We start from the raw sequence: 16,299 nt of genomic DNA on the forward strand, positions 1-16,299 counted from the left end.
TCATGCGCCCCGAGCCCGACAATGAAACCCAGCGCGCCAAGGCGGCGTGGTTGGCCAATCTGCGCCAGAGCCTGATCTCACCGGTCAGCGCCATCGTGGGATTCAGCGAGCTGCTTCAATCCGAGGTCGACCGGCAGGCGCTGTCGGACGTGGCCTCGGATCTCGACCGGATCTCGAAGGCCACCGCCGATCTGAACACACAGGTGGATCAGCTTTTGCATCCCGAAACGGCGCTGAAACTGACCGTAGGTGGCGATGAAAGCGTGCAGCGTTTGCGCCACGACCTGCGCACGCCCATGAACGCGATCAAAGGCTACAGTGAAATGCTGCTCGAGGATCTGGACGATCTGGACGCAAGCCATCTTCAGGGTGACCTGGTAGGCCTTTTGGACCATACCGACGCGCTTTTGCAGCAGATCGACCATCTTGCCGCCCTGTCCGATGATCCGGCAGGCAATTCGGCGGACATCCCCAACGCGCCGCAGGACACTGCCGCGATGTTCGCCAACTTGGCCGACAGCATGCGCTCGATCGACCCGATTGCCGAGACCGAGCTTTTAACTGGCAACATCCTTGTGGTTGATGACGTCGAGGCCAACCGGGCGCTGCTGGCCCGACGGCTTCAGCGCGATGGCCATCAGGTCTGGACCGCCGATGGCGGTTATTCGGCGCTGCAAATGGTGTCCATGCAACCCTTCGATCTGGTCCTGTTGGACCTGATGATGCCTGACATCAACGGGTTTGACGTGCTGGCCCGATTGAAAGAGGATGACGCTCTGCACGACATCCCGGTCATCATGATCTCGGCGCTGGACGAAATAGAAAGCGTCGCCCGCTGTATCGAAGCCGGGGCCGAGGACTATCTGCCCAAACCCTTCAACCCTGTTCTGCTGCAAGCGCGTATCAACGCCGCGCTGGAGAAGAAACGCTGGCGCGTACGCGAACGTCACTATCTGGATCAGATGGAGGCGGAAAAGCAGAAATACAAAGACCTTCTGCACAGCATCCTACCCCAGAAAATCGTGACGCGCCTGAACCAAGGCGAAGCGACCATCGCCGACCGACACAGCGATGTCACTGTCCTGTTTTCCGACATCGTGGGCTTTACCGAGATGTCGGCCAAACTGCCCCCGGCCCATGTGGTGTCTTACCTGAACCGCATCTTCTCGGGCTTTGACCGGACCGCGACGGAACTGGGCGTCGAGAAGATCAAGACTATCGGAGATGCCTATATGGTCGCCGCCGGTGTCCCGGATCACCGCGATGACCACGCCGAGGTGATTGTCGAGATGGCCCACAGGATGCTGGCGCAGGTCGAGGCGCTGAATCGCGAGGTCGATCATCCAATGCATATCAGGATCGGCATCCACAGCGGGCCGGTGGTTGCGGGCATTATCGGCTCGCACCGGTTTCTCTATGACATCTGGGGCGACACGGTGAATGTCGCCAGCCGTCTGGAATCAACCGGTGCACCCGGTCAGGTGCAGGTGTCTGAAGACACCGCGTGGCGGATCGCACACAGGTTTCAAGTCTCGGACCCGATCGAGACCCGCATCAAGGGCAAGGGTCAGGTCAGAACGCACTTCGTCACGGGGCGCAAACCGCCAGCGAAATAGCCGGACTTGTCAGGAGGCAGGCACCAGCTTATCCATTTTTTCCAGCAGTCGGCTTAGCTCGACCGGTTTGGTGTCGAAATCATCGCACCCGGCCTCCAGCGCCTTTTCCCGGTCGCTGGCCATAGCATGCGCCGTCAAGGCAACAACCGGAATCGCCGCCGTCTCGGGCGTGGCCTTGATGCGGCGCGTCGCTTCCCAGCCGTCGATCTCGGGCAAGCTCATATCCATCAGGATGATGTCAGGGTTTTCCGAACCCGCCATCGACACACCCTCTAACCCGTCTTTTGCAACCACGACCTCATAGCCCTTGCGCTGCAAACGGCGCGACAGCATATCGCGGTTCATCTCGTTGTCTTCCACCAAAAGAACTTTAGTCAAAATTTCCCCCCGCGCAGCCGCGCTTTTTGACTGTGAATGATGCCGGCCAGGCACAAAGCCCCCGTTCAGTCGCCTCCCCTGCGGCTCAACCACCCTAACCTTGCCGGTGACTGCATTGTCTCATCAATTTATTTTCGTGCAACGGGTATTTCGGAGGAGATATTCAATCCTTTGCGACTATTGCTTTCGCAACGCGGACTTCGTCCACCAAAGGTCACATGCCTTCGCTGATAATTTGGTCGCCAGACCGATCCCGACCAACTGGCTTTGCGCCGGTTGTTCGATATCGCCAATGTCAATGTCGCGCCCGGCCACCTGCACCAAAAGACCCGACCCATCCAGGCCCCTCAACTGCCCTTTGACCCGGAATAGCCCCTCGGGGCGGGCACGCAGGGCGGCTTGCAACGCCGTCCGATCAACCGGATCCGGGCCGGTGAACGACCACTTGGTATAGGCCGGGTGCGGGGTCTGCGGCAGATCAATCGGACCCTGCGGTGCGATCAGCACTTGCGCGATGTTCAGGTCCTGCGTCCGGGTCAGCACCGCTGTGGTATTCAGGCCCGACAGGGTTTGTCGCAACGCAGGGGACAGGTCACATTTGCTGACGGCAATAATATCGCCGCAGGCGATCTGCCCTAGAACCTGTGGTGCAATCAAAGGATCAGCGCACAGCGCCTGCACCTGCTGACCGTCCACAACCGTCACGATCCCTGCATAGTCCAGATCAGGCTCCGCCTGCGCCACGTTTGCAATCCGCGCGGGGTCGGCGATGCCGCTGGCCTCGATGATCAGATGATCGGGCCTTGGGCGACGGTCCAGCACATCGCCAACCGCCAGAAACAGATCAGCGCCCATGGTGCAGCACACACAGCCATTGGCCAGCTCTATCGTGTCCTCTTTGGCCGAAACCAGCAGGTCGGCATCAATGTTTATCGCACCAAAATCATTGACCAGCACAAGAATGCGCAACCCGTGATCGCCTGACAGAATCCGGTTGATCAGCGTTGTCTTGCCCGCTCCCAGATACCCTCCGATCACCGTCATGGGCAGCGGCGTCATAGCCGATGCACCTCACCGCCCAGCACCGTGCCCAAGACGGTAATATCCTTCAACGCGTCCGGATCCACTGCGGTCGGGTCCGCGCCCAACAGTACGAAATCAGCGCGCTTTCCGGTTTGGATCGAGCCGATCTCGGCATCCATTTTCAACGTCTGCGCCGCGCCCAGAGTGATGGCATAAAGCGCCTCCTCGACCGAGATACATTGCGCCGGGCCCAACGTCTGGCCGCTCATGGTGCGACGGTTCACGGCGCACCACGCGGTAAACAGCGGCCCCATAGGCGTCACCGGCGCATCCGAGTGAATGGCGGTGATCACCCCCGCATCCAGACAATCACGCACCGCATCCATCGACTGCGCCCGATCCGGGCCGATGGTCAGAGCCGTGTGCTGATCGCCGAAATACCACAGGTGATTGGCGAAGATGTTGCAGGCAACGCCCAGCTCAGCCGCGCGGCGAAACAGAGCGACATCCATCATCTGGCAATGCTGCAACACGTGGCGCGCACCCGGCCACGGATGTTTGCGCGCCGCCGCCTCCAACGCGTCCAGCGTCACCTCGGCCGCCTCATCCCCGTTGACATGAATATGCATTTGCAGCCCCTGGCGCTGCATCTCTTCGCACAGCTGGAAAATCTGGTCGGGCGCGGTGTTCCACAGCCCGTTCGGCTGCCCGCCCACGTAACCCGGCGCCCGCACACGCGCTGTCCACCCCTGAATGGAACCATCCGTCATCAGCTTAACCGCGCCTAGCCGCAGCTTCTCGGTCGAGCGGTCGCGCATCGCCCGCGCCTGTGCCGCAATCTCGGCCGGGGTGCCGCCCATCGCCCCCAGCGCAGGGACAAGACGCACGGGGAAATCCGACCGCGCAGTCGCAGCGGCCAAACGCGCGACATCCTCATCGCCCAGCGTGGCAAACAGATCGGTCACGGTGGTGACGCCCGCGCGCTTGCAGACCTCACCATAAGACCGCAGCGCCGCATCGGTCTGCGTCAGGTCGCGAAAGTCGATCCCCGTCCGGCGCATGACTGGAAACATCGCGGCCATTTCCTGCAACTCTCCGGTCGGCTGACCGTCCGACCCCTTGGTGACGCCCTCGACATTGGTGGCAGCGTCATAGCCCGCCAGTGCAAGCGCTGCGCTGTTGCCGCAGAGCAGGTGAAAATTCGAAAAGATGATAACGATGGGACGCGTGGTGCTGACCTGATCCAGATGATGGCGGCTGAGCCGCTCCGAGGTCAGGAAAATCGGATCGAACCCCCAGCCGATCAGCGGCTGCTCCGGTGCCAGGGTCGCCTCGAACTCTGACAGCCGCGCAATGACCTGATCAATCTGCGTCATACCTTTGTGCATCTGACCCTGCGGGTCGATCCGGTCGTGATAGCCGCAATAGGCATAGTCCCACATGGCCCCGGCCATCATATGCGCATGGCCTTCGACAAAACCCGGCATCAACACCGTGTCAGACAGATCGACATGGGCCTCGGCCCCGCCCCACGGGTCTGCGCAATCCGGTCCGCCTACCGCCAGAACCCGCCCGTCGCGCACCGCCACATGGCCGGCGCGCGGCTGGTTTCTGTCCATCGTGACCACGGATTTCGCATGGAAAAGAAGCGTTTTGCCCATGTCCCCCTCCTCTCGGGTCTCCTACAGCTAGCCAAGCTTGGTCACTTGGAAAAATAGAATTAGTATCAGAGTATCACACAAAAAATACAGGAATTACCCGTGCGCTTTACCCTCAAACAGCTTCAGTATTTCGATGCGGCCCTGCGCACCGGTTCGATCGCGCGGGCCTCGGTCGAGATGAATATCTCGCAATCCTCGATCACGGCCGCCATCGACATGATCGAAAGCACGACCCAGGCCGAACTGTTGCGGCGGATGCCTGCCAAAGGCATTGTCCCCACCGACAAAGGCATCGAGATCGGTGCTCGTATCCGCACCTTTCTGGAACAGGCACGCATCTTCGAATCCGATCTGCTGACCCTAACCGGAGATCCAGCTGGCACTCTGCGTCTGGGCTGCTATGCCCCCACCGCGCCTTATGTTCTGCCACCGATCCTCAAGCGCATTTCGCAGGATTTCCCCCAGATCAGGGTCGAGATTAAAGAGGGCGACATGCTCAGCATTGCCGAAATGCTCAACAGCGGCGTGGTCGATCTGGCCCTGACCTACCGTCGCGCCGCGCCCAAGGCGCAGCCCTTCTTGCCCATGTTCAAGGCGGCACCAATTGCGATGATCCCCGATGTCTCTCCCTTGGCCCAAAAGGACCAGGTGGCGCTGTCCGATCTGGCCGACCTGCCGATGATCCTGCTGGATCTGCCTGGCGCCCCGGATTATTTCGAGGCACTGTTCACCACCGAAGGGCTGCGCCCGCGTATTGCCCACACCACCAAAAGCTCCTCGGTTCTGCGCGGGATGGTCGCGGCGGATCTGGGCTATGCCATTCTGAACATCTGCGGGCCGCTGGACCGCAAAGGTCAGAACGGCTATGTCGCGCGGCCGATTTCAGGGGATCAGGATGCGCCTTTTTACGGGGTAGCCTATACCGGCGCGGGCAAACGCTCGGCCCTGGTGCGCAAGGTGCTGGAAACCTGCCGCGAGATCTCGGATCAGGGCGGGTTTGATCACCTCCTGACGCAGCCTACGCCGTACGCGGCGCAATAAACCCAAAAAATGCAATAATACCCCCAGAAAACAACTGTTTTCTGCATCAATGAGGATTGGGTAGCGTTTCCCTGTCCCACTCACAGATCCGAGGGATCAGGCTTTAGCTGCCTGACACTCTTTGGCGCGCTGGGATTTGCAGAATTCTACCGCCCCGTAATAGGCTTACGGAATATCAACAAAATCGGGGCGGCAAACGGCAAGATCAAACAACAAGAACGCACCAACCAGGAGGACTTCATGAAACTTTGGAACTTGAAAACGGTGACGATGCCGGTACTGGCACTCGCACTCTCCGCCACATCCGCACTGGCCGCTGACATCACGATGAATGTCGGCTTTGGCGCGCCAGAGGAATCGCTCTATGGCCGGTTCGGCAAGATTTTTCAGGAAAAAGTGGCCGAGCACTCGGACGGTGCAATCGAAGTCAAACTGCGCTGCTGCAACCAGATCTCCAGCGAGGATGAGGCGTTCAAGGCCATGCAGCTTGGCACGGTTGATGGGTTCTTTATCACCGCCAACAACGTCTCGCCCCATTGGCCGCTGATGGATGTCACGGTGCTGCCCTATATCTTCCAGAACGCCGAACATCTGGACCGGGTGCTGAACGGCGAAGTCGGACAGCAGATGAAAGATCAGTTGCAAGCCGATACCAGCGTCCACCTGCTGGCCTTTGGTCCGGCGCTTTATCGGGATTTCTACAACTCTGTTCGCCCCGTGAACACCATGGCGGATATGGAAGGTCTGAAAATCCGCGTCCCCAAGAACGAGGTGATGATTGCCACCTTCGAAGCCTTTGGCGCAAACCCAGTGCCGCTTGCGTGGTCCGAGACCCCCACCGCGCTGCAAACTGGCACCGTGGATGGTGGCGACAACGGAACATCCTTCATTCGCGACATGAAGTTCTTCGAGTTCGAGCCGCATCTGGTCATCCTCGAGCATTTCGTGGCCTTCGCACCTCTGTTCGCGTCGGACAATTTCATGAAGAAGTTGAACGATGAACAGCGTGCCCAGATCATGGCCGCCGCTGCCGAGGCCGGGGCCGAATTTGCCGCTCAGGTCGCGACCGAAACCGAAGAGGTCCGCCAGTGGCTGGTTGACGAAGGCGGCATGGCCCGCACCGACCCGGATCGCACTGACTTTATTGCCGCGGCCCAAGGCGTGCAGCAGGAGTTCGCGGAAAAACGCGGTGATGAATTCATCGCCTTGGTGAACGCCATTCAGGCCGCCGCCCAATAAAAAAAACCGGGGCGCCACAAGGCGCCCTTTTTTCGGCCCGGCAAGCGGACGAGGGACAAAATGGCTGCACTCAAGTGGCTCGAACGGCATTTCGAGGAACTGATCTGCTGCACCTGTTTGGCGGTGATCGCCGTGGCAGTCTTTGCGCAGGTGGTGGCGCGCTACGTGTTTCAGGTGGCGCTGCACTGGACCGAGGAAACCGCCGCCATGTGCATGGTCTGGGCGGTCTATATGGGCGCATCGCTATGTGTGCGCGAGCGGTTCCACATCCGCATTATGGTCGCGGTACAGGCGCTACCCACCGGCTTCGGCAAGATCGTCATCTTCATCGCAGATATCTTCTGGGCCTTCTTCTGCCTCTTCATGCTGCGGATCAGTTGGGATTATCTGACCGTCTTCTGGCGCTTTCCCGAAACCAGCCCCAGTCTAGGCATCAACCAGTTCTACCCGCAAACCATTCTGGTAATCGGCTACGCGCTGATGCTGATCCGTCTGGCACAAACCTATGTCAACTGGTGGCGCGACGGGCGCAACGGCCTGCCCGGAATGCTGGATGAGGAATGGGAAGCAACCACCAAGGATCAGGAGCATCAGATATGAGCGCTCTGATGATCCTGGCCATCGCCTTTGTGGTGCTGACCGTCATGGGCGTGCCGCTCTTTGTGTCGGTCGGTCTGACCACGGCGCTGGCGCTGTATCTGATCGACATCCCATATACGCTGATGGCGCAGACCGGCTATGGCAGCCTGACCCCCTTCCCGCTGCTGACCATTCCGCTGTTTGTGCTGGCTGGACGGTTGATGGAAGTGGGCGGCATGGCCACCCGCATGATTTCGATCGCGACCAATCTGGTGGGGGCCTATCGCGGCTCGATGGGGCTGGTGACAGTGTTTGCCTGCATGTTGTTTGCCGCACTTTCGGGCTCAGGCCCTGCCACCACGGCGGCGATTGGGTCTGTAACCGTGCCTGCAATGAAACGCGAAGGCTATGACGTGCCCTTCGCTGCCGCCATCACCGCCAGCGCAGGCGCCTTGGGCAGTCTTATCCCGCCTTCGAACCTGCTGATCATTTACGGGCTGGTGTCTGAAACCTCGATTCCGCGCCTGTTTCTGGCGGGGCTCATCCCCGGTGTCATGGTCACGATCCTGCTGATGATCACCACCTATATCGTCGCCCGTAGGCGCGGATATGGCGGCGACGGCGAGAGGTTCTCATGGGGTCCATTCCTGCGCGCGGCTTGGGACGGGAAATGGTCCATCGGCGCGCCGGTTCTGATCCTGGGCGGCATCTATGGCGGGGCCTTCACGCCGACCGAAGCTGCAGGCGTGGCGGTTTTCTATTCACTGTTCGTGGGCTTCTTCATCTACCGCGAACTGACCCTGAAGAAGCTGATCGAAGCGCTGCGATTTACCTCGCTGCTGACCGGCATCCTGATCCTGCTGACGCCCACGCTGGCCTTCGGGCAACTGACCGCGTTCTATGACGTGCCCACGGCCGTGCAAGACGGCATCACCTCGATCACCGAGAACAAATTCCTCGTCCTGCTGCTGATCGGCGTGTTCTACATCTTCATCGGCACTTTCATGGAGTCGCTGGCTCAGATCGTCCTCTTCACCGCTGTGTTCCTGCCTTTGGTCAGCTCTCTGGGCGTTGATCCGGTGATGTTCGGTATCTTCACCGTCATCACTTGCGAAATCGGGTTCCTGACACCTCCCCTTGGCGCCAACCTGACGGTTGCGGCGCGGATCTCCGGGATATCCATCGAACGCATATCCGTCGCCGTCCTGCCGTTCATCCTCGCCTATATCATCGGCATGGTGATCCTGATATTCTTCCCCGACCTCACCACCTTCCTGCCCGACTGGCTGTACGGAGAAGCGAAATAGGAGGCACCCATGTTCGATCTTGTTCTCAAAGGCGGCACCATTGTCGATGGTACAGGACAGGACGGCTATTTGGGCGACGTGGCAGTCACAGGCGAGACCATCAGCGCCGTCCTGCCCGCCGGTGAGTTGACCGGGCAGAAGTCCGCGCAAGAGATCGACGTCTCGGGCCTGGTCGTCGCGCCGGGTTTCATCGACATGCACACTCATTCCGATTTCACGCTGATCGCTGATGGACGCGCGGAAAGTCAGGTGCATCAGGGCGTCACGACCGAGGTGATCGGCCAATGCGGCATCAGCTGCGCGCCCGTTAACAGCCCCGGCGATATCAGCCGCGTGGCCCCGTGGTACACCGATCAGGCCAAGCATGACACATGGCTGGGTTTCGGCGACTATTTGGATGTGCTGGATCGCACAGAGCTCGGCGTGAATGTCATGGCCTTTGTCGGCCACGGCACCGTGCATCGCGCGGTTCTGGGCGATCAGCTTCATCCGGGCGAGGCCGAAGACGTCACCGAAATGGCCCGGTTGGTCGATCAATGCATGGACGAAGGCGCAGGTGGGTTCTCCTCGGGTCTGGAATATTTCCCCGGCAGCCTCGCCTCGCCGGAACATCTGGTGCCGATGTGTGAGGTCGCGGCCAAATACAAACGCCTATACGCCACCCATGTACGCAACCGCGATACGCATTACGATCTGGGCTTTGCCGAAGCTATCGCCACCGCACGCCAATCCGGCTCCAAGCTGCAGATCAGCCATATCCAGCCCAAATTCGGCGCGCCGGACTATGCCATGGACCACACACTGGAAATGATCGACCTGGCTCGCCGCCACGACGTGGACATCGCCTTTGACGTCATCCCGCATGACTGGAACCATACCCTCATGGCGGCGATCCTGCCGAAATGGGCGCAGGCAGGGTCCGTGGACGATGTGCTTGCGCGACTGGCCGACCCTGAATCCCGCGCGCGGATCAAGGCCAACCCCCAACCCATGTGGTTGATCGTCAATGCCGAGAAATGGTCGGACATCGTCTTGCTGAACGCCACCGTCAACAAGGACATCGTCGGCGCCGACTTCGCCGAGATCGGCCGAATGCGGAATTGCCACCCCTATGACGCAGTGCTCGATATCCTGATGGAGGAAGGCGAGAACCTGATGGCCTGCATGTGGTCGTCCAAATCCTTCCGCAACTCGGATGTGGAACTCTGTCTGGAACAACCCGAATGCGCCGTGATCTCGGACACTGTGGCCATCGCCAATGAGGGCGTTCTGAAGGACCACATTGGCTCGCTATCGGGTTACGGCTGGGCCGCGCGGTTCCTGCAATACTACGTGCGGGACAAGTCGACACTGTCTCTGGAACAGGGGGTGGCCAAGCTGACCTCGATCCCCGCCAATCGGTTGGGGCTGAAGAACCGCGGGGTTTTGGCCGCAGGGCAACAGGCCGATATCTGCGTGTTCGATCAGGTCAATATTGCCAGCAACGCAACCGCGAAACACCCCCGCCGTTATGCCTCGGGCATTGCACATGTGCTGGTGAACGGGGCATTGGCGATGCGGAACGGCCTGCGCACATCCAGCAATTCCGGTCAGGTTCTGCGTGATTTCAGTGCTTCTGGTTAACCCTCCTGTCTAGCCGCTAGATTCGATCCGCACTTTTCTGATCTCGGGCGCGATGCGGCTATAGGCGGCCAGCAGACGCTCGGACCAGTTGCGATGGATATAGTCCGCCTCGAACCGTGAGGGGGCGACAAGGGTTACGGCCCCCCCTGCCCTCTCGGCCTCGATCAAATGGCGAAACCAGCTGGCCCAAAGCTCGGGATCGCGCCCGTGCAAAATGGCCTGAACCTGCGTCCAGATATCTCCATCGCTTTCCTCGGGCGCCGGAGGTTTCACTTTGAACGGCACCACATTTGTGCCGGGCTCGGGCGAGTCTGACATCCGCGCGACAAAATCCGCGCCAATCGTCGGCCAAACCTCGGACGTGTCGATCATCACCTGTTTGAGGTCCAGCTCATACACCGCCACCCTGCCCCGCGCGGCGGGGCGTTTGACCGCAATCCAACCCATAGACCGCAGCTTGGACATCTCACGTTTGACGGTGCGCTCATTCACCGACCATAGCCGCGCAATCTCTTCCCGCCCGATCGACAACTCATTCGCGCGCCAGTTATACCGCGTGGTGATCAACGCAATGATGCGTAGAATACTGCGCTGCCGATGCTTGTCGCCTGACAAAGCGTGCACCGTCATCGCGGACAGGATATCATATTTTATGGCGGGCGCGTTTAGCCCAACCGGTTTTGCAACCTGCATTCCAATCTTACCGCTCTGTCTGCCTCGGGCGGAGTTTCCACCCCTGTTGCGCTGTTTGCCAACGCTTTTCGTCTTGATGCCCTGATTAGCGTCCAAAGCGACGATTCTGTCAAGAGAAGTTTGATTTGACCCGGTTTTTCAGCAACTCAAACCCAATTTTAAAAAAGAAAAATGGTGAAGTATTGGTGATGGGGGACATTCTAGTTGTCCCCTTAAGTGGCATATTTGTCCCCCCAAATCGACCGATAGAGAGTCTAACGCCCCCCTAAATATAGCGTCCTGCCCTATTTTCCAGAGGCACCGCGAATCACCGCGATTCGGGTCCTGAAGGACGTTGATTTCCCTTGTTTATGTTACCCATGGGTAAGATCGTGATCTGAGTATATTTTCTTTTGCTTAAAGTGCAAATAGGGCGTAAATAGTGAAATCATAAAAAATAGCGTCCATAATAGTGAGACCCGAGGCATGTATACGCACGAAGACCTGAACGCATTGCGGAACCAGTCCCTTAAGTTGCAGGGCTGGATTCGGCAGCAAACCTTTAGTCCTGAGATGGAGAAGACTCTTCGTCGTTTTTCCAGCTGGGAAGTGTCCGAGCTGATCTTTCGCATTAACCAGTCGACCTTTCGGGGCAAGTTGGCTGCGGATCCCTCGCTGCCGGGTGGTGAGGTGGAACCAGACGGCCGGCAACGCTGGTTCAGCCTGGAAGAGGTGAATGAGCTCCGCCGGCGGCTCAAGGTGAACCGCAAATCTCTTATGCCGCCCCGCCCCGTTGGTAAGCGCGCGATACGTGCGGCGGTGGCAAATTTCAAAGGCGGCGCTGGTAAGTCGACCGTTGCGCTTCACTTGGCTCATGCGGCGGCGCTGGATGGCTACCGCGTGTTGGTGGTGGATTTCGATCCGCAAGCCACTTTAAGCCATTCCATGGGCCTGACCGATGTGGCCGAAGATTTCACGGTCTGGGGTATTATGGCCCGCGATCTGATCCGCGAAACCGAGCGTATGAACAACCGCCCCGTCGCTGCTGAATCAGGCACCGCCCTGCCCCGCCGCGAATTGCCGCCGTCGATCACGGACATGGGCCTGGGCGATCTTCGGATTGGGGATTTCATCAAGCAAAGCTCGTGGTCGACCATTGACGTTGTCCCCTCCTGCGCCAACGCCGCCTTTGTCGAGTTCGCCTCGGCCCAGTATCGTCACTTGAACCCAGAGTGGTCATTCTTCGCGGCCGTGTCGCGTTATCTGGATCAGATCCCCGATGATGCCTATGACCTGATCCTGTTCGATTGCCCGCCTGCGATTGGGTATCAATCCATGAACGCGGTGTTCGCGGCAGACATGCTCTATATTCCCTCAGGGCCCGGCTATTGGGAATACGACTCGACAACCTCTTTCATTGGCCAGCTGGCCGAAGCGCTGGAAGACCTTGCCTACGGTTTCGACAAGACCTTACCCACGGGTAAGATTGGCTTGCCCAAGACATTCTGTGAAATGCGCTTTCTGCTGACCCGGTACGAGCCGGGCAACGCGTTGCATTCGGCTATGTTCGAAGCGTTCAAGAAAGTGTTTGGCGAACATGTGGCCGAGCATCCGGTTGAAATGACCCGTGCGGTCGAACAGTCCGGCCGATTTCTGAGTTCGGTCTATGAAATGGACTACCGCGAAATGACGCGCGAGACATGGCGCCGGGCGCGGTCTACATTTGATAACGTGTACGAGGAATTCCGGGGCGTGATGCTTTCGGCCTGGGACCAGTTGGAGGATGACGCATGAGCCGCAAACGCAGAATGTTCGACATCGACATGCCATCCATGGAGGATATCCCGGTTGGCAAAGTTCCTGACAAGGTCTTGGAAAAACGCCGCGGCCCGATGGCCGCCGCGATCTCGGAAAACGCCGAAGCGTTGCGCGGGCAACAATCGACAGAGGACACCATACGCGCCGAAAACGATCGCCTGGCCCATGAGCTTGTTCGTCTGCGGTCCGAAGGTCTGGTGACTGAGCATGTACTTCTGGCTGATGTGGTAACTGAAAAGCTGACCCGGGATCGCAAGGACGGCCCGGATCCTGAATTGGACGAGTTGAAGGATTCGATCCGCGAAATCGGATTGTCGAACCCAATCCGGTTGGAGCGTCGGGCTGATGGTCGGTACGAGCTCATTCAAGGGATGCGGAGATTGTCTGCCTATCGAGCTCTGTATCAGGAAACCGGCAATGAAGTGTATGCGACTATCCCGGCGGGCATTTCGGAAGGCGCGGATCTGAATGACAGCTACCGTCGCATGGTAGATGAAAACCTGATCCGCAAGGATATCTCATTTGCGGAAATGGGTGCATTGGCGCGGGCCTTTGCCGAGAACCCTGCGAATGAATGCCCGGACGTGGACAAGGCCGTTGCGCTTTTGTTCAAGTCCGCCAGCTATACCAAACGCAGCTATATCCGATCTTTCGCCAGCCTGCTGATGATGCTGGACAAGGTGCTGATGCATCCTAACGATATTCCGCGCAATGTCGGCGTTGAGCTGAAACGTAAGTTGGATGCCGATCCCGGTTTGGCGCGTCATGTGAGCACCAGTTTGATGAACGAACCGGATCGCGACGGCGCGCGCGAGGTTGCTATTCTCCGCTCGTTTTTAGAGCCGACAGCTGACAACCCCAAGAAAGTGCCAGGTGCAAGCGGTGGAAAGACGCGGCGAGCGAAGACTACGTTTCAAGTTTCGGGCAGGGCAGGGGTGGCGAAGTGCTCGGCCTCAAGCGGGCGAATTGAACTGCGCTATAATCTGGACTTCACTCGGGTGAACCGTGCCAAGCTAGAGCAAGCGATCGCCTCATTGCTGGACGAGTTGCAGGAAGACGACGACCTTACCCACGGGTAAGATCAGCAACATGCTAACAAACAGAAACGCCGGGCTAGTGTCTGGCGTTTTTCGTGCGCCATTTTTAGAGCGGGTTTTCCCATAAGCTGTTTTGGACTTGATGGTAGTTGGCAGAGAATCTTGTGGCCGAGCCCAGGCATATGATGCGAGCTTGGGATTGGATGCTTGGAACGCAATGACTGGGTTTGTCTACAAAGAAGGGGTTCGTGGACCCAGTAAGCACAGCGGTCGGTAGGGCAACGGCGCAACATGTAAGGGCAGGGGGGGGCTGCAGGAGGTGGACACAAGGGGATGTATTGGAGTCAAATCCTTATTTAGTAGGCTTGAATGCCGCTTTGGCTGTCTAGTTCGTGACGAGGATAGATTATGTGCTCAATCATGTAGTGCGCAAAAAGTCTTTACTATGATCATTACAAGACTGGTTGGCTGACGCAAAACACAAACTCGATCAGGAGTATCAGGTGCATACTTATGGGTCTTGACGCTCATAAGAGCTACGAGTGCCAATCGCTGGGATCAGTTTCTCGTTGGCAAAAAGATTGCTATCAAATGAGAACGACTTAACGGTTCCGATCATCCGAATGTGGGAATAAATGCGCTTAGCTCTTTTCATTCTCTTTCCGATTATGTTTGTCGGTTTGGTTGTTTTTCTGATCTTTGGTTTGAAACCGCCCAACAATATTAAGCTGGCTGCTGGCATAAACGGCGGCGGATACTGGCAAGTTGGACAACTCTATAAAGCAGAACTTGCACGTGACGGCATTCAGGTAATTCTGGTTGAAACCGAGGGGTCCGTTGAGAACATTCAAAAACTTGTTTCCGGCGAAGTGGATGCCGCTTTTGTTCAAGGCGGTCTCGAACTACCTCAGGACGAAAACTTACAGTCCCTGGGTGCCATTTTTCTTGAACCCATGGTGGTGTTCCGTGGAACGTCTAGTTCAGTTGGGGCCAATGCAGGCGAATGGGGAGACATACGTTTAGCAGCAGGAACCAAGGCGTCTGGTACTCGCGCCGCTGCTTTATCGCTAATTGAGGCCGCAGGTTTGCAAAATGTCGGCATAACCCTAGTCGATGCCGGGGGAAACGATGCAATAGAGGCGTTGTATTCCAACGATGCCGATGCAGCGTTGTTTGTCGCACCCCTCGATGCGCCTTATCTTATGGACGCAATTTTTGATCCAGAAATCGTTTTCGTTCCCATGGCTTTGGTCGATGCTCTGGCATTGAAACTTTCAGGCGCAAATTCGGTAACTGTACCGGCAGGATCAATCACACTGGACCCTCCGAGGCCGCCGGAGGATGTCAAAATCTTAGCGTTGAGGGCTTCACTTATCGCCGCTTCCGATCTTCATCCTGCAGTAACCGATAGGTTGGTGAATGCAGCGAAGAACATTCATAGCGAAGCCACTATTTTGCAAAGTGCGCGCGAGTATCCAAACACAGCTTCACCGCCTGTGCCACTAAACAAAATTGCGACAGAACTCATAAATTCTGGGCCAAACTTTTTGCATGGCGTCTTGCCATATTGGATCGCAGCGCAATTTGGCAGTGTATTGCTGTTGTTATTGCCTTTGTTGTTCTTAGTTCCTTTTCTGCGGATCGTCCCGTCTGGCTACGTTTGGTTTCAAAAGCGTAGGGTCTGGCGTTTTTACCAGCGCATCGCTGCGCTTGAGGAAGAACTCAGCAAGGCACAGACTTTGGCTGAGGTGGAAGAAGTCGCCAATAAATTCGAAGAAGTGGACACCGCACTAGCAAACCTGAACCTGCCGCTCGCATATCGCCAAGGCGCTTATGATGCACGTTTGCACATAGACCTAATTCGACAGGAGATTGCGCGCCGTCGAAACGCGAAATTGATGGGCCCTTAGCAATTGCAGGCAATGCGCTAAAATTTCTTTTTGATTTGAGCTTTCGATACGGTCTTGCGCTTTAGTTAATGCGGGTATGGTTGCTTTGGGCTCACAGCTAGTACACGAGCAAACACGGCAATCCAAGAAAACCCCTTCGCACTCCGCTGAGGTACAGAGCCGAAGTTTAGAGCGTCGTTTCCGTTTGAGTGTCATCTCAACACTCGTGGCCGGACAAGGCAGGGGCGTATACTATCGTCTACTGCGCGAATTGCTGAAACGGAAAGAGCCCGGACATAATTCGCCCGTTTTTGAGCATACTGGTGCGTGTTCATCGCTCTGTGACGCAGCGTAGGCAGAATTGCCCCGCAATCGTCTTTCCCGAATCGAGGAAAAGGCGCTATGCTGCACTGCAG

General features: G+C 57.8%; 13 protein-coding genes. 9 read left to right on the forward strand and 4 right to left on the reverse strand.

Annotated elements, in window-relative coordinates; translation table 11 throughout:
- The first annotated feature begins 2 nt into the window (after window positions 1-2).
- The gene (locus GOV79_RS11495) at window positions 3-1,616 is read left to right on the forward strand and encodes an adenylate/guanylate cyclase domain-containing protein (RefSeq protein ID WP_214648129.1); all 1,614 of its coding nucleotides are present in this window, start codon (window positions 3-5) and stop codon (window positions 1,614-1,616) included.
- A 9-nt stretch (window positions 1,617-1,625) separates the two neighbouring features.
- Here GOV79_RS11495 and GOV79_RS11500 read toward each other — a convergent pair whose 3' ends face one another.
- The 3 genes from GOV79_RS11500 to GOV79_RS11510 all read right to left on the reverse strand — a co-directional run bounded on the left by GOV79_RS11500 (window position 1,626) and on the right by GOV79_RS11510 (window position 4,678).
- On the reverse strand, window positions 1,626-1,994 hold the full coding sequence (locus GOV79_RS11500; protein ID WP_170773197.1) for a response regulator: 369 nt from the start codon (window positions 1,992-1,994) through the stop codon (window positions 1,626-1,628).
- Between the two features lie 177 nt (window positions 1,995-2,171).
- Window positions 2,172-3,053, reverse strand: coding sequence for a CobW family GTP-binding protein (locus tag GOV79_RS11505; protein WP_170789880.1), 882 nt, complete (start codon window positions 3,051-3,053; stop codon window positions 2,172-2,174).
- A complete protein-coding gene (locus tag GOV79_RS11510) occupies window positions 3,050-4,678 on the reverse strand; it encodes an amidohydrolase (protein ID WP_170789881.1) in 1,629 nt (542 codons plus the stop codon). The genes GOV79_RS11505 and GOV79_RS11510 overlap by 4 nt, the downstream gene beginning before the upstream one ends.
- A gap of 99 nt (window positions 4,679-4,777) precedes the next feature.
- Here GOV79_RS11510 and GOV79_RS11515 point away from each other — a divergent pair, with 99 nt between their 5' ends.
- The 5 genes from GOV79_RS11515 to GOV79_RS11535 all read left to right on the forward strand — a co-directional run bounded on the left by GOV79_RS11515 (window position 4,778) and on the right by GOV79_RS11535 (window position 10,467).
- A complete protein-coding gene (locus GOV79_RS11515; RefSeq protein WP_170773203.1) occupies window positions 4,778-5,719 on the forward strand; it encodes a LysR substrate-binding domain-containing protein in 942 nt (313 codons plus the stop codon).
- Window positions 5,720-5,959: 240 nt separating this feature from the next.
- A complete protein-coding gene (locus GOV79_RS11520; protein ID WP_170789882.1) occupies window positions 5,960-6,958 on the forward strand; it encodes a TRAP transporter substrate-binding protein in 999 nt (332 codons plus the stop codon).
- 60 nt (window positions 6,959-7,018) lie between these two features.
- Window positions 7,019-7,558: a TRAP transporter small permease gene (locus tag GOV79_RS11525; RefSeq protein ID WP_170789883.1), complete on the forward strand. Its 540-nt coding sequence runs from the start codon at window positions 7,019-7,021 to the stop codon at window positions 7,556-7,558.
- Window positions 7,555-8,844, forward strand: a complete 1,290-nt coding sequence (locus GOV79_RS11530) for a TRAP transporter large permease (protein WP_170785678.1) — start codon at window positions 7,555-7,557, stop codon at window positions 8,842-8,844. The genes GOV79_RS11525 and GOV79_RS11530 overlap by 4 nt, the downstream gene beginning before the upstream one ends.
- 9 nt (window positions 8,845-8,853) lie before the next feature.
- The gene (locus GOV79_RS11535) at window positions 8,854-10,467 is read left to right on the forward strand and encodes an N-acyl-D-amino-acid deacylase family protein (RefSeq protein ID WP_170789884.1); all 1,614 of its coding nucleotides are present in this window, start codon (window positions 8,854-8,856) and stop codon (window positions 10,465-10,467) included.
- 9 nt (window positions 10,468-10,476) lie between these two features.
- On the opposite strand, the gene GOV79_RS11540 is transcribed toward GOV79_RS11535, so the two are convergent.
- Window positions 10,477-11,160 (reverse strand): DnaA N-terminal domain-containing protein, encoded by a 684-nt coding sequence (locus tag GOV79_RS11540; RefSeq protein WP_170789885.1) that lies wholly within the window; start codon window positions 11,158-11,160, stop codon window positions 10,477-10,479.
- Window positions 11,161-11,625: 465 nt separating this feature from the next.
- Between GOV79_RS11540 and GOV79_RS11545 the strand changes: the two genes are divergently transcribed.
- The 3 genes from GOV79_RS11545 to GOV79_RS11555 all read left to right on the forward strand — a co-directional run bounded on the left by GOV79_RS11545 (window position 11,626) and on the right by GOV79_RS11555 (window position 15,904).
- A complete protein-coding gene (locus GOV79_RS11545) occupies window positions 11,626-12,933 on the forward strand; it encodes an AAA family ATPase (protein ID WP_170773215.1) in 1,308 nt (435 codons plus the stop codon).
- The gene (locus tag GOV79_RS11550; RefSeq protein WP_170789886.1) at window positions 12,930-14,036 is read left to right on the forward strand and encodes a ParB/RepB/Spo0J family partition protein; all 1,107 of its coding nucleotides are present in this window, start codon (window positions 12,930-12,932) and stop codon (window positions 14,034-14,036) included. Before GOV79_RS11545 ends, GOV79_RS11550 begins: the two co-directional genes overlap by 4 nt.
- A gap of 593 nt (window positions 14,037-14,629) precedes the next feature.
- Window positions 14,630-15,904 (forward strand): TAXI family TRAP transporter solute-binding subunit, encoded by a 1,275-nt coding sequence (locus tag GOV79_RS11555; protein WP_170789887.1) that lies wholly within the window; start codon window positions 14,630-14,632, stop codon window positions 15,902-15,904.
- Window positions 15,905-16,299 lie beyond the last annotated feature (395 nt).

The sequence above is a fragment of the Ruegeria lacuscaerulensis genome, assembly GCF_013034745.1.
Taxonomy (GTDB): Bacteria; Pseudomonadota; Alphaproteobacteria; order Rhodobacterales; family Rhodobacteraceae; genus Ruegeria; species Ruegeria lacuscaerulensis_B.